Origin of the sequence: Nitrosomonas oligotropha (assembly GCF_009833085.1) — a bacterium.
In the GTDB taxonomy this organism is placed as follows: domain Bacteria; phylum Pseudomonadota; class Gammaproteobacteria; order Burkholderiales; family Nitrosomonadaceae; genus Nitrosomonas; species Nitrosomonas oligotropha.
Map to the genome: position 1 here is coordinate 25,652 of NZ_QRBZ01000041.1, position 11,660 is coordinate 37,311.

Genomic DNA, 11,660 nt, shown 5'->3' on the forward strand with positions numbered 1-11,660 from the left:
ATTCAACGAAGAGGAGAAATATGATGATCAATCAATCGATTGCCAAAGAGAAAAGCGTATTTTTATTGACCGATAGCGATTGGCATACGCGCACGATTCAGTTCATCGTGGGTATTCTGATGCTGGCTTTGTATGTGTGGATTGGCGCGGGCGTGCTGAACTTACTGTTCAATTTGCCGGAGATTCTGAAGAACGGCTGGGCGCAAATCGCCGAGCACATCATCGTCGACATCGTGCTGATCCTGGCGATTCTGGAACTGATCCGTATTTTGCAGTCCTACCTGTCGGTCGGACGCGTCAAGGTCACGTTCATTCTGGATGTGGCGCTGGTGGTGCTGATCGGCGAACTGATCGGGCTGTGGTACAAAGAATATACTTTCGTCGAAGTCGGCCTGCACATCGCCGTCATCACCGTGCTGATTTTGCTGCGGATTGTGTCGATCCGGTTTTCGCCGAATGTGATTGATTAAGCAAAATTGAAACGGACATTGCACCCGGCGAGACCTTTTCATAACCAAGCACTTGTGGAATCAGAGGAATTTCTGAGAATACTATTTCTTTTGTGAAACCGGTTAAGCAAACCGTCACTAATTCCTTATCAATCACGAAAGATCAAGAAAAAACAATCAGACAGCGGCTATCACTGTTCAGCGTTTAAGTTGATCTTTTGGAATGACAGAAATCGCTGTAGCTTTTTAGTAAGGCGTTCTTTCTCGCTGAGTTCACATTCCCAGACAACAACGACTCCCCAGTTTTCTGCTCGCAATGAGGCGATATTCTCAGCATCGCGCTGCTGGTTCCGTGCGATTTTTGGTATCCAATAATCCCGGTTTGACTTGGGTTTTCGAATGCCCTCAGCACAGTGATGACCATGCCAGAAACAACCATGAACGAAAATTGCGAGCTTTCGTCCTATCCATGCCAGATCGGGCTTCCCTGGCAAATCCTTCCGGTGGATGCGATAGCCTGAAAATCCAATCTCCCGGCAAAGCCGCCGTACAGCTAGCTCTGGTGCCGTATTTTTGCCCCGGATTTGCCGCATGTTTTTTGAACGGCGGTCAGGGGTTAATTTATCCATTGCTACTTGCTTTGGGCTGCAATTTCCTCGGCCGCTTGCTTCGGGAATTTTGCTATCAGCCACTTCAACGCTTCAAGCTGATCTGCTGAAGTTGCCCTGCGTATCTGAATTAGAAGCTGTTTCAGGTCTGGGCGGATAAGCGTGGCATTTTGCGCCCCTTCGTTACAGATAGAGCATACCGCCCGGAGATTGGAGTGTTCATCACTGCCGCCCTTGCTTTTGTCGATAATGTGTCCAATGTGCAGACGCGTCTTGCGTGTAGGGTCATAAGGATGAGGTTCTCCCGCGACCGCGCCGCACATTTGGCAAGTAAAACCATTACGATCGAGGACATACGCACGGGTTTCTTTTGAAATTACCCGCTCAAAGGCCGGTTGCGGCTTCGGCGTTTCAAGTAAATATTGGCCTGGTTTCAATTCGCTGCGGTCATTGTGCGTGAGAATCAAATAGCCTTCTTCTGTGCGCAGCTCACGTACACGCCGTGCCCACTCTGATTGATTATCCGCAACAGCACGCAATTCATCAGAATCCATGACGCGGCCTATATTCGCCAGAAAATGCGCGCGGAGCTTTCCACGAGCGCCGCCCCTTTGGTTCTTCGCTTTTGGCGCTTTCTCTTTTGCCATTATTACGCCCGCTTAAGCTTTGTTTTTGCAGCGGCATTAAGAGCTGCTTGAATCTGAATACCTACCGCATGAGCAACAGGCGGAGGAAACGCATTGCCAACTTGCCGGTAGGCGGCAGTTTTCTTCCCGCTAAATTGCCAATGATCTGGAAAACCCTGAATGCGCGCAGTCATCCGGACTGTGAGTCTGGGCATGCCAACAAAATCTTTTTCAGGTGCCGCATCAGCAATTCCCATTCCATCAACACCAATTGACGCCCATGACTTCTTTGCCCGGGTTGGACCAAGGTCGGGACCTCCGTGTTTTTTGCTTCCACCCACCAGCGTTGGAGCAATATCACACGCACGTTCACGCCACTGCTTAGCACCACACCAGCCGTTTGCTGCCATCAAGTCAAAAAGGGCTGCGCCAACTGTTGGCGGTGGGGACGCCAGCGCCAGCGGCCAATTGAAATATTCCGCGGCGGTTTTCTTTAATGCCACGAAAACAACGCGAGGGCGCAATTGCGGCACGCCAAAATCACTAGCGTTCAATAGACGCCATTCGGCGATGTACCCCAGTTTTTTCAAGTCAGAAATAATTTTCGCGCGATACTCATCGAAAACCGAATCGAGCAAGCCACGCACATTCTCGAGCATTACAGCTTGCGGTTTGCACTCAGATACTAGCCTGATAGCTTCCGGAAACAAGTCGCGCTCATCTTCGCCGCCTAATTGCTTACCCGCCTTTGAAAAGGGCGGGCAAGGCACTCCACCTGCAAGAAGCTCGACTCCTTTCCACTTTCCAGCTGAATAGTGATGCAGATCTCCTTCTGTCACGTGCCAGTGATTCCGGTTGATTCGAAGGGTTTGGCAAGCTACGGCATCCAGCTCTACGAGGTTGACGTGATCAAAACCGGCTTGTTCCAAGCCTAGAGCCTGACCGCCAGCGCCAGCACAAATTTCTATTGATGTAAGTGGCATTCTACCCTCCTGTAAGACGCAGGCTCATTTTACGTTCTTTGGCTTCAGTTTGCCATGTGGTACCAATGTGATCCTCGCTTAATATATCCGGTATTTAGTCCAATAATCATGATCTATATGATTCAAGCACCGGAAAAAATTAAACACAGTATGGTACTGATGAGTTTACTATCAACCCGCTTTCTTTCGCCAAATCGAATTGATTGAATCATGCACATCGCTTGTATCGCGTTTCCCCATTCGTGACAAATAATATTACCTTCACCGTATTGTCATAAATATGTAACGCATTCTTTATATGATTGCAGTACTTTTAACTGTAATGGAGTGGTTGATGGCTGTCACCATACTCGTTGTCGAGGACGAACATGCAATCCAGGAGCTGATCGCGCTGAATCTTAAGAAAGCGGGGCATATCGTTTTGTGCGCGGACGATGCCGAGCAAGCCAGAAAAATGGTCAATAACGTTCTGCCAGATCTGATTTTGCTCGACTGGATGCTGCCGGATATGAGCGGCGTGGAATTTGCGCGTAAATTAAGACGGGAAGAACGCACCAAAGCGATCCCGATCATTATGCTCACCGCGCGCGTGCAGGAAAGCGACAAAATTGCCGGTTTGGAAGCCGGTGCGGATGATTACGTCACCAAGCCCTTCTCACCCCGGGAATTACTCGCCCGCATCAAAGCCGTGCTGCGCCGCCGTTTGCCTGAGATGTCCGACGACATCATCGAGTCCGGCGGGTTGAAACTGGATCCATCGACACATCGGGTGCATGTGCAGGCCGGTGATGAACCGTCAAAACCGGTAGAGATTGCGCTCGGCCCGACCGAATTCCGTTTGCTGCATTTCCTGATGGCGTACAAGGAACGCGTGCACACGCGCGCGCAATTGCTCGACCGTGTCTGGGGCGATCATGTGTTTATCGAGGATCGCACCGTCGACGTGCATATCCGCAGGCTGCGCAAGATTCTGGAGGCCGTAGGAAAAGAAAATCTGGTGCAAACCGTGCGCGGCACCGGCTACCGGTTCTCCGTTGAACATCATGAAGAGCATGTCGAATAAATCGAAGCGCCCGTTTCTACCGCATCCTCAACACCGTACGATTTAAGAACTTCACAAAAAAAGAAACCCGCAGCAGCGGGTTTCTTACCGGTCGATCAGAGCTCAGCTTTAGAAAGCCAGCCAGCCATTCAAATAGAACGCGTCGTTATTCACCGCATTGCGGCCTAAACCGTCGTAATTGTGCACGCTACCGTTAAATTTGAAATTGTGAACATATTGCGCTGCTAAACGCAGATTGACGAACGTGCTCATCACCGAAGTATTCGTTTTACCGAACGGGGTATAGCTGACTTCGGCGATAAACGCTTGGCTTAGCGGATTACCCGTGCGGCTGCCGCTGATCGGATCGCCAAAACTGTAGATGACCGTATCGGCCGTTCCGGTGGTTTGGTTATAAAACAGATTCAAACCGTACGTTTGCTGGAACGTATATCCGGTTCTTATCCGAACAGTGTCGAGATTACTTTTGAGCTTATCCGCGAATCCCAGCGCGGAACTGGCGTTCATGTTGCGGTTTTCACGCAGATAGGTCGCGGTGAATTCATAAATGTGCAGGGGGTTGGCAAGATACTGATACGTAAGATCAAAGCCGAAATCATCGTACCGGTCGGTACCCGCACCCGTGATGCGTTGCGGGTTCACATCGCCGTGCAACCCGTAAGCACCCACCGCGCCATAATGACCGCTCCAGTCCTTTTGCAGCGCAATCCGCCAATAAGGCGCACCGCCGCTGAGTCTGGCCTGTTCCGCATCGAATACGCTGATTCCTTTCTGGGCATTTTTCGGCAAACTGGTATAACCGCCCGCTTCCACATACAGCATATCGTTCAGCATCATATACGCCGTCGCGCCGATCACCTGCGACCCGAGCGACTCAATCAAATTGGCTGCGGATTGGGTCGGCGCCAATGGCGATGAACTCCACGGAAATCCCCAAGTCGGCGTGGTATTCCACAGATCGGTCACAGTCGGGTTGTTATTGGCCGTTAAACCGAACACCACTTTCTGACCGGCGACATCGGCGTGATCGGCAAAGCGGATATCGGTGTTATCCAGCACGCCGATGTTTTCCACACCATCGTAGGTTCCTTCGACAAACGCGCCGACCTTGGACGTCAGCCGGCCCGCCAGGAAAATGGCCGCCTCATCAATCGTGCCATTATCATTCTTGCTGAAACGCGGCGCTGCGCCACCGGCTTGGGCTTCCTGCGTATGCGTGTAAGAACCGCGGATCATGCCGCTGAGCGGGATGATATTGTTATTCTTACCATCGGTTTGCGTATAACCGTTGAGCTTGAAATTCCTGCCGACGGAAGTCAGGTTGGGACCGAATGATTGGACGTGGCAAGCGCTGCACGCGAAACCGGTCTGCCGCGCGAAACTGGGAAGCGCATTGGCGCTGGAACTCAGTAGAAAAAATAGCAAAAAGAAAACAAACAGCGATACTGTGCTCTTAGTTACGGTCATCATTCAGCCCTATTTATATATGAAAAATGAAACTAAAAATTATTCAAAAAAATCGTTTGTCTAACTAAAATACCAACTACTCAATCCACATTATCGAAGTAATCCTGTTATTTTCAGGGACATTTTATTCTCAGATATATTAATTTTTTGTGAAATTGACTGAAAAAAATTGTGAAGTATTAGTGAAGATAGACAGACGGGCAACAACGATTTAGATTAGCAACTATCACCAAGGCCGATTCCTCAATTTACCGGTTACCAAGGACTCATTATGCCGTCGCCCTTTTTCTCAAGTAACATCACGAATACCAAGCTGACCCATGACAATTCGATTGACTCGCTGGCGGGTGGCACACGTTGGCTGAGTTCGACCATTACATACAGCTTCCCCGCCAGTAACAATTCACTATATTGGTCTTCCCTATCGAGCGGATACGGTTCCCGGTTCGGTGATGGCGAACCGTGGAGAAGCGGCTTCACAACGTTAACCACGGCGGATCAGGCAGCTTTTGTGCAAGCGCTGCAACAATGGGCGAATGTTGCCAATGTAAACTTTGTACCCGTTGTGGAAACCCCCAGCGAGGTGGGCGACATCCGCGCGGCCTATACCCCGGATCCCGATGAATTGACCTTGGCTTGGGCCTATCTGCCCAGTACGGGTCCCTATGCGGGTGATATCTGGATGAATACCAATGGCTTGCTCAATTTTCAGGATTGGACTCCAGGCAATATTTCCTATGAAACTGTTTTACATGAACTTGGCCATGCCTTGGGTCTCACACATCCTTTCGCTGACCCAGACGATCTTTCCAAACCAGCACTGCCCAAAAACCAGGACAGCGTCATCCACACCATCATGAGTTATACCTATGCGGATCTGCAAGGAGTGGAAGGTAACGAATTCTCCTTTCATCCCACCACGCCGATGGTGCTCGATATCGCGGCGATACAATATTTATACGGCGCCAACACCCGCTACCATGCCGGTAACGACACCTACACCTACAACGATACCAATACCTATCACGAGACCCTTTGGGATGCAGGCGGCGCTTCCGACACCATCCACTATGAAGGTGCGATCTCCGCTTTGATCGATTTGAATCCGGGCGACGGATCGTTCATCGGCCAGCCGGTCTACGTTCAACTCAACGGTGTCAATGTCGGTCAGCCGGTTCCGAATGTCTGGATCGCCAACAACGTCACGATTGAAAACGCCATCGCCGGTCAAGGAAACGATATCCTGATCGGCAACGGCAGCCGCAACAGCTTAGATGGCGGCGGCGGAATCGATACGGTGCAAGCCGGTTCGGCGCGCGGTCAATTCACGCTCAACAAGACTTCCGGCAGCTACACGCTCACCGACAACGCCAATCCCGGTAATCAGGATACGTTGATCAACATCGAACGGGTGAAATTTTCCGATACGCGCGTGGCGCTCGATCTGGACGGCCACGCCGGTGAAGTCGCCAGGCTGCTCGGCGCGGTATTTGGCGCTGCCACCGTCGCCAATCAGGATTACGCCGGTATCGGCCTGACCAAAGCCGACGAAGGATTGAGTTACGAACAACTGGCCGCTTTCGCCATCGATGCAACCAAACTCACCAGCCACGACGACATCGTCACGTTGCTATGGCAAAACTTGTTCGGCTCCGCGCCCACGCTCAGCGAAAAATCCCCGTACGTCAACATGCTCGATACGGGCGAAATATCAACCGGCGCACTCACCGTCCTGGCTGCGGACACCGGCATCAACGCGGACAATATTCATCTGACCGGACTCGCGCAAACCGGACTGGCATACACCGGTTGATGAGTGATTAGTTCAATCCGCTTGACCTTATCTGTAATAAATCTCAGGATTGTTTACAGATAGGTTGATTGAATTAACCATTCGCACATTCAAGCAGCTTTCCCAATAACCCAGCTTTTCTACGGTTAATCGGCAATTTGTCCGGACAAGTGTTCCGCGATAATCACCGGCAGCGATGACAGGCCATGCGCCATCATTTATGCCGAAGATACAGTTCAACCTTCTCTTGCCAAAAGGACAACCGATGCCGCCAATTCCAGCAAAAAAATCCGTAACGTACGGCGACCCGAAGCATGCACCGGCGATAAAAACCGATGACAGTATCGAACTGAGTTTTAGAAATGAAGTGATGGCCGGAACCGGCGATATTATCCTCAGCAACGGTTCGGATACCCGCAGAATAGCGATCAATGACACCAGTCAGATTACTTTCAGCAGCAGTAAATTAACCGGTAATTCCGTGATCATTAACCCGGCACAGGACCTGATTCCGAATACGCACTACAGCATCCGGATGGACAGCGGCGTTATTCAGGATTTTGCCGGGAACATAAATACCGGTATCGATGATCCTGAGACATTAAGTTTTAATACTACGGATTCCGCGCCATTATTCCTCTACAGCAATATCGAAAACAACCCGTGGGGTTCGGATTTACCTGCGGAATTACCCGCTGATGAAGATATATGGCTCCATTTTGACGAGCAAATGATCCCGGGCAGCGGCAGTATCATTCTCAGCAACGGCCCTGATACGCGCACAATCGACATCACCGATGCAAGCCAAGTGATATTTGACAGTTTTGGCGGCGTTACCATCAACCCGGCAGCCGATTTGATTCCCAACACGCACTATCACATCCAAATCCCCGCTGGAACTATCACCGATACTACAGGCAATACCTATGCAGGCAACGGTGATTCAAATGCACTCGGCTTTACTACCGGTTCTGCCGACCCGGCAATCTGGTGGAGCTATTTATCAAGCGAGTCAACATTGAAGGTGGATAGCGGCATTACCTTTTATTTTAATCAAGCGATAAAAGCCGGGAGCGGTTACATCGTGATCAGCAATGGTTCGGATACCCGTGCGATTGACATCACCGATACCAGTCAGGTGACATTCACCAATATTTTCTCCGGCGCCGTCACCGTTAAACCAGCAGCTGATCTTATTCCCGGCACCGCATACACGGTTCAAATGACAGCAGGCGTAATCACGGATGACACCGGTCATGCATTTGATGGAATTGAAACGAACACGATGCATTTCACGACGATTGCATCCAATCCGTCGCTGGACGGTATTAACTGGGTTAATTTATATGCGCCAATGGAAGAAATCACCATCAAGGCCGATGATGCCATCACGCTGCAATTCGATGAAAAAGTTCTACCCGGTAACGGCGAGATCGTCATCAGTAATGGCATCGATACGCGTGCGATCGACATTCACGACAACAGCCAAGTGACATTCGATGACTATGGCCAGATGTTCGTCAAACCATCTCAAGATTGGTTGCTCGGTACCCACTACACTATCCGGATGGCGACTGGTGTTGTTATGGATAGCGACGGCAACGCTTTTACAGGCTCCGATGATCTATCCGGACTCAGTTTCACACCGGTTGAATCCAATCCCGTATTGAGTGGAACCAATTTCATGGCAAGTGACGGCCAGCCATTCCTGCCCGTCAGTTTTCTCTGGAGTGAACAACTGCAACTTAGCCCCGACAGTGGTATTCAATTACTTTTTGACGAGCCAGTGATGGCAGGTAATGGCAAGATTACGATCAGCAGTGACACGGACACCCGCATCATCGATATTCACGATACCAATCAAGTGAAATTCCATGAGTATGGCGATATGATCATCAGCCCGGTAGAAGATTTGCTGCCGCACACTCTGTATCACATCGAAATTGCAAATGGGGTCGTTACCGATAGCGCCGGTAATCCTTACGAAGGCATCCATGACACTACCACTTTGGATTTCACTACAACCGATCCTTATTTCATCACCATGACGGGTGTTGGTTCGCCGGACATCATGGTTTCCTAGATCAAGCATAGCGCCCGTCCCGAAAATACCACAGCGGTGATGGATCGATTTTGCCGGTTCGGGCGCTTTATTTTCTGACTTATCGCATGAAAATTCAGTGAAACCGGGTGCTTTGCTGTTCACGCACGGCTTTTGACTTCATTACCAATCTTTGCTACTTTCCAGCGCGAACCTGGGAGTTTTGCTTTCTCAGCGCTCCGGTAAAACATGAGGAATGACATGCACGAAGAAACAGTAATGCACGGCTTGAAAGCCAAAGGATTAAAAAAAGGATCGGTATCGAAATCGGCGGCCGTTACCATTGGCCTCGCCGCTACCGCACCGGCTTACTCGTTAACCGGTGCGTTGGGATATGGCGCTTCCCAGAGCGGTTATCAGCTGCCGATCGTGTTTATTTTATCGGTGATTCCCATGTTCTTTGTGGCGCTGTCTTATAAGCACCTGACCACTTCCGCGCCCGATTCCGGAACTGTATTTACCTGGGGAACCAAAGCGATCGGCCCGCGTTTCGGTTGGTTTGGCGGCTGGGCGCTATTATTGGCAAGCGTATTGGCCGGTGTTGCAGCGACACAGATCATCGTCGATGCGTTGGCCATTATTCTGAATATGACGGAAACACCGTTATGGTTCCACTTTGGCGTCGCGATCCTATTCATCTTGAGCACGACCTATCTGACGGCACTCGGCGCCGAGGAATCATCGCGTACCACCATGATCCTGACGATGACGCAATACGGCGGGCTCATCGCCCTCGCCGCGGTATTGTACATACAAGTCCTGCAAGGCAATGCCGTGCACACGGCCGAGCCAATGTCACTCGAATGGTTTAATCCGTTTGCGATTTCATCGTTTCATGCCTTTCTGAATGGATTTCTGGTGGCATTATTCATTTTCTGGGGATTTGACGCATCGCTGGCCATGTCGGAAGAAACCAGCGGCAGCGCCGAGCAGGCGGGACGGAGCGGTATCATTGCCATGATCATCACGGTCGTCACCTATGTCGTTTTCGCTACCGCAGCTCTGGCATATGCGGGCATTGATGCGCATGACAATTCGAGTCTGACTTTCAAGGATAATATCGATTCGATCATTACGGTTCTGGCAACCAGTATGATTGGAGCCAAAGGAGCATTTGTTGCGGCGCTGATCATTGCAATTTCGGCTTTCTCAGCCACCATGTCGACAATCATGCCAGCCGCGCGCGCTGCGCTGGCCATGGCAACCTATCGGGCCATTCCGCGCAAATTCTCTTCCGTCAATGAGGCAACGCAAACACCCAAATTTGCCACTTGGACGATCGGTTTGATGACGCTGGTTATCTATATCACGTTGAGTCTCATCAGCGAATCGATCGTCAAGGATTCGATCCATAGCGTCAGTATCGCGGTGTGCACCTACTACACAGTAGCTGCGCTATCCTGTGTGCTGTATTTTCACCGTACCGCATTCAACCATTGGCATACCACGATATCCCAAGTCATTCTCCCTTCGATTGCCGCCATCATTCTGATTGTTGTGGGCATCATTCAGGCCTGGAACATGATGGACCCTGGCTATGGATCGAGCGGATCCATCGCGGGGGTTGGAACCGTGTTCTTGATTGGGGTTGTCGCGTTACTTTTTGGCGTTCCGTTAATGGTATTGTGGAATTTACGGGAACCCAAATTCTTTCGGGGAGAGACATTGCCGCTTGAACGAGCACATATGGTGCCCGATAACGGAGAACAAAATACACTCGATACCCGAGCTGCTCGCATTCGGGAAGCTGCAAAGAAATAAAACTTATCTGTTATACCGCTAATGAAAAAACATGGTTGATATTTTTATGGGCAGTTAGCTCGATAACAAATTAATCCAGTATTATTATCTTGTTATAGATATTTCAGCGTTTTTTTCTTTCTAAATCGATTTATCTTTCTCAAGGGGAAAACCCGCATCGCGTAATGCTCTAATCCCTCCCTCCATCGACTGGACATTACCATACCCCATTTGTTGCAATGCATCCGCCACCAAGATCGAACGGTAACCGCCTCCACAATACAACACGATAGGCGCCTGCTTATCCGGTACTACAGTCTCAATATCACGCTCAATAATCCCTTTTCCAAGATGGCGAGCACCCGCAGCATGATCTATCCAGAATTCATGATCTTCCCGCACATCGATAAAATGAAATTGTTCACCACGTGCCAGCCGAGCTTGAACATCCGCCACTGTACATTTTTTCACTCGCTGTTTGGCTTGTTCCACTAATTGTAAGAATCCTGGATTATGCTGCATGCGTTCCCCTTTTTTATTGATAGGCCCAATCGTAGCCGAATTTGCTCGATGAATGAATGTATCAAAGTTCTTATTCCGGGTCAAAACGCGATAGACGAAATACCAGAATCCGCGCTAACGATTGATTCTCTTGCTCGTAGCCGCTATACAACGGGAAATTTGTGAACGACCACCAAAACCCCATTGCAACTAGAAACTATCAGCGATTACAAGACGATTTTTGACGATCACAGCACTACATTGACATGAGTGCAAGATGCAACACACTCAAATAGAAAAAAGAAAATAAAAAAACCGGTACACCGGCTG

10 protein-coding genes are annotated in these 11,660 nt (G+C 49.9%); 5 read left to right on the forward strand and 5 right to left on the reverse strand.

Translation table 11 applies throughout. From position 1 onward, the window contains the following. Positions 1–20: 20 nt before the first annotated feature. Positions 21–470 carry a phosphate-starvation-inducible PsiE family protein gene (locus ABD07_RS12920; protein WP_240142555.1) on the forward strand — a complete coding sequence of 150 codons (450 nt, stop codon included), beginning with the start codon at positions 21–23 and terminating at the stop codon, positions 468–470. A gap of 170 nt (positions 471–640) precedes the next feature. On the opposite strand, the gene ABD07_RS12925 is transcribed toward ABD07_RS12920, so the two are convergent. Genes ABD07_RS12925 through ABD07_RS12935 form a run of 3 tightly spaced genes read right to left on the reverse strand, consistent with a single transcriptional unit; the run spans position 641 to position 2,666 of the window. After that, entirely contained in the window at positions 641–1,078 is a 438-nt protein-coding gene (locus tag ABD07_RS12925; RefSeq protein ID WP_108699424.1) for a very short patch repair endonuclease, read from the reverse strand. 2 nt (positions 1,079–1,080) lie between these two features. Further along, a complete protein-coding gene (locus tag ABD07_RS12930) occupies positions 1,081–1,704 on the reverse strand; it encodes an HNH endonuclease (RefSeq protein ID WP_205010695.1) in 624 nt (207 codons plus the stop codon). Positions 1,705–1,706: 2 nt separating this feature from the next. Next, positions 1,707–2,666 carry a DNA cytosine methyltransferase gene (locus ABD07_RS12935; protein ID WP_160818630.1) on the reverse strand — a complete coding sequence of 320 codons (960 nt, stop codon included), beginning with the start codon at positions 2,664–2,666 and terminating at the stop codon, positions 1,707–1,709. 334 nt (positions 2,667–3,000) lie between these two features. On the opposite strand from ABD07_RS12935, the gene phoB reads away from it, so the two are divergent. Continuing rightward, the gene (gene phoB, locus ABD07_RS12940) at positions 3,001–3,729 is read left to right on the forward strand and encodes a phosphate regulon transcriptional regulator PhoB (RefSeq protein ID WP_108699421.1); all 729 of its coding nucleotides are present in this window, start codon (positions 3,001–3,003) and stop codon (positions 3,727–3,729) included. Between the two features lie 108 nt (positions 3,730–3,837). Here the strand turns inward: phoB and ABD07_RS12945 are convergent, their stop codons facing one another. Further along, positions 3,838–5,196: a cytochrome C gene (locus ABD07_RS12945; protein ID WP_160818631.1), complete on the reverse strand. Its 1,359-nt coding sequence runs from the start codon at positions 5,194–5,196 to the stop codon at positions 3,838–3,840. A gap of 271 nt (positions 5,197–5,467) precedes the next feature. On the opposite strand from ABD07_RS12945, the gene ABD07_RS12950 reads away from it, so the two are divergent. The 3 genes from ABD07_RS12950 (at position 5,468) to ABD07_RS12960 (ending at position 10,850) form a co-directional block, all read left to right on the forward strand. Next, entirely contained in the window at positions 5,468–7,009 is a 1,542-nt protein-coding gene (locus tag ABD07_RS12950) for a M10 family metallopeptidase (protein ID WP_160818632.1), read from the forward strand. Positions 7,010–7,253: 244 nt separating this feature from the next. Continuing rightward, positions 7,254–9,071, forward strand: coding sequence for an Ig-like domain-containing domain (locus tag ABD07_RS12955; protein WP_160818633.1), 1,818 nt, complete (start codon positions 7,254–7,256; stop codon positions 9,069–9,071). Between the two features lie 219 nt (positions 9,072–9,290). Beyond that, positions 9,291–10,850 carry an APC family permease gene (locus ABD07_RS12960; RefSeq protein ID WP_160818634.1) on the forward strand — a complete coding sequence of 520 codons (1,560 nt, stop codon included), beginning with the start codon at positions 9,291–9,293 and terminating at the stop codon, positions 10,848–10,850. A 120-nt stretch (positions 10,851–10,970) separates the two neighbouring features. Here ABD07_RS12960 and ABD07_RS12965 read toward each other — a convergent pair whose 3' ends face one another. Beyond that, a complete protein-coding gene (locus ABD07_RS12965; protein ID WP_160818635.1) occupies positions 10,971–11,351 on the reverse strand; it encodes a rhodanese-like domain-containing protein in 381 nt (126 codons plus the stop codon). Between the last annotated feature and the right edge of the window lie 309 nt (positions 11,352–11,660).

Excerpts from the sequence above, each read along its gene's own strand:
- ABD07_RS12945 (WP_160818631.1), bottom strand. The coding sequence starts at position 5,196 with ATGACCGTAACTAAGAGCACAGTATCGCTGTTTGTTTTCTTTTTGCTA.
- ABD07_RS12965 (WP_160818635.1), bottom strand. The coding sequence starts at position 11,351 with ATGCAGCATAATCCAGGATTCTTACAATTAGTGGAACAAGCCAAACAG.
- ABD07_RS12925 (WP_108699424.1), bottom strand. The coding sequence starts at position 1,078 with ATGGATAAATTAACCCCTGACCGCCGTTCAAAAAACATGCGGCAAATC.
- ABD07_RS12950 (WP_160818632.1), top strand. The coding sequence starts at position 5,468 with ATGCCGTCGCCCTTTTTCTCAAGTAACATCACGAATACCAAGCTGACC.
- ABD07_RS12920 (WP_240142555.1), top strand. The coding sequence starts at position 21 with ATGATGATCAATCAATCGATTGCCAAAGAGAAAAGCGTATTTTTATTG.
- ABD07_RS12955 (WP_160818633.1), top strand. The coding sequence starts at position 7,254 with ATGCCGCCAATTCCAGCAAAAAAATCCGTAACGTACGGCGACCCGAAG.
- phoB (WP_108699421.1), top strand. The coding sequence starts at position 3,001 with ATGGCTGTCACCATACTCGTTGTCGAGGACGAACATGCAATCCAGGAG.
- ABD07_RS12960 (WP_160818634.1), top strand. The coding sequence starts at position 9,291 with ATGCACGAAGAAACAGTAATGCACGGCTTGAAAGCCAAAGGATTAAAA.
- ABD07_RS12935 (WP_160818630.1), bottom strand. The coding sequence starts at position 2,666 with ATGCCACTTACATCAATAGAAATTTGTGCTGGCGCTGGCGGTCAGGCT.
- ABD07_RS12930 (WP_205010695.1), bottom strand. The coding sequence starts at position 1,704 with ATGGCAAAAGAGAAAGCGCCAAAAGCGAAGAACCAAAGGGGCGGCGCT.